2 protein-coding genes are annotated in these 1,707 nt (G+C 77.7%); both read left to right on the top strand.

Annotation, left to right across the window (positions count from 1 at the left end; all coding sequences use genetic code 11):
* The coding region (gene mltG / locus NWP10_RS11880; RefSeq protein ID WP_258301040.1) for an endolytic transglycosylase MltG at window positions 1-1,041 on the top strand (1,041 nt) is incomplete at its 5' end.
* Window positions 1,041-1,707 (top strand): shikimate dehydrogenase (locus tag NWP10_RS11875; RefSeq protein WP_258301039.1); only part of this gene is annotated, 667 nt, incomplete at its 3' end. The genes mltG and NWP10_RS11875, both read left to right, overlap by 1 nt.

Raw genomic sequence — 1,707 nt, 5'->3', positions numbered from 1 at the left:
CGCCGGGGCTCCGGCCTGCGGGGCGGCATCGCCCTCGGCGCGGCGGCGATGGCGTTCCTGGCCGTTGTGGTGCTGGTCGTCCAGGGGATCCTGGGCGGCGCGGACCACGACGGGATCGAGGGCGAGGAGCTGACCTTCTCCGTGGAGCCGGGGGAGGACCTGGCCTCGGTGGCCCGCCGCCTCGACTCTGCGGGCGTCGTCGCCTCCGCCCGCGCGTTCGAGCGCGCCGCCGAGGATTCGGCGTCCGGCGTCGTGCGCGCCGGCGACTTCGTGATGCGCGAGCGCATGCCCGCCGCGGACGCCCTGGCCGTCCTGCAGGGCACCGCGGACGGCGCCGTGCACTACGTGCTGGTGGAGCGCGGCCGGCGCCTCACGGAGGTGCTGGACGCCCTCGCCGAGTCCACCGGCCTGCCGCGGGAGGAGCTCGCGGCCGCCACGCAGGACCCCGCCCGCTACGGCGTCCCCGCCGAGGCGCAGACCCTCGAGGGGTGGCTGGACCCGGGGGAGTACCGCCTGCCCGTGGAGGCGAGCGCCGAGGAGGTCGTCGACGCACTGGTGCGGCCCGTGCTCGCGGACCTCGCCGAGCTCGGCGTGGACGACCCGGACGAGCAGCTCCGCGTGCTCACCGTCGCCTCCCTGCTCGAGGCCGAGGCGCTGCCGCGGGACTACCGCACGGTCGCCGGGGTCATCGAGAACCGCCTGGCCCCGGACAACACGGAGACCCGCGGGCTGCTGCAGATCGACGCCGCCGTCACCTACGGCCTGGGCGTGCGCAGCCTCAGCTTCAGCGCCGGCCAGCGCCAGGACGCCTCCAACCCGTACAACACCTACGTGCACCCGGGCCTGCCCCCGGGACCGATCGGCATGCCCTCGGACGCCGCCGTCGCCGCCGCCCTCGACCCGGCGGACACCGACGCCTACTACTGGGTGACCACGGACATCGCCACGGGCCACACCGAGTTCTCCCGCACGTACGAGGAGCACCAGGAGCACGTGCGCACCCTGCAGCGCTACTGCGCCTCGAACCCGGGGGTGTGCTGATGGGCGCGCCCTCGGACGTCCGGGCGGAGGCGAGCGCGGGCGCGCCGGCCGCCCCGCGGCTGCGCGCGGCGGTGCTGGGCCGGCCGATCGCCCACTCCCTCTCCCCGGTGCTGCACGGCGCCGCCTACGGGGTCCTGGGCCTGGACGTGGACTACGGGCGCCGGGACCTCGGCGAGGACGAGGTCGGCGCCTTCGTGGCCGGGCGCCTCGGCGCGCCCCGGACCGCCGACGGCGGGGACGCCGCCGCGCGCGGGGAGGACTGGCTGGGCTGCTCGGTGACGATGCCCCTCAAGCGCGCCGTGGTGGGCTGCGCCGGCCGCGTGAGCGAGCGGGTCCGGCTCCTGGGCACGGCCAACACGCTGGTCCGCGACCACCCGGAGCACCCGGGGCTCGTCTACGCCGAGAACACGGACGTGGACGGCATCCTCGGTGCCCTCGCCTCCGCCGGCCTCGCGGAGCGGGGCTCCGGTGGCGCGGTCGGGATCCTCGGCAACGGGGGGACGGCGACGGCGGCCGTCCTCGCCGCCGCCACGCTCGGCGCGGACGAGGTCGTCTTCGGGGTGCGCGACGCCGCCCGCGCGGCCGAGGTGACCGCCCTGGCGGACGCCCTCGGCCTGGCGTGGCGGACGGTGGGCCAGCCGGAGCTGGCGGCCGCCGCCCCCGGCC

Source organism: Micrococcus sp. HG099 (assembly GCF_024723355.1).
Lineage (GTDB): Bacteria > Actinomycetota > Actinomycetes > Actinomycetales > Micrococcaceae > Micrococcus > Micrococcus endophyticus.
The sequence above is the reverse complement of the archived record's forward strand: the minus strand, read 5'-3'. Positions and strand labels throughout refer to the sequence as shown.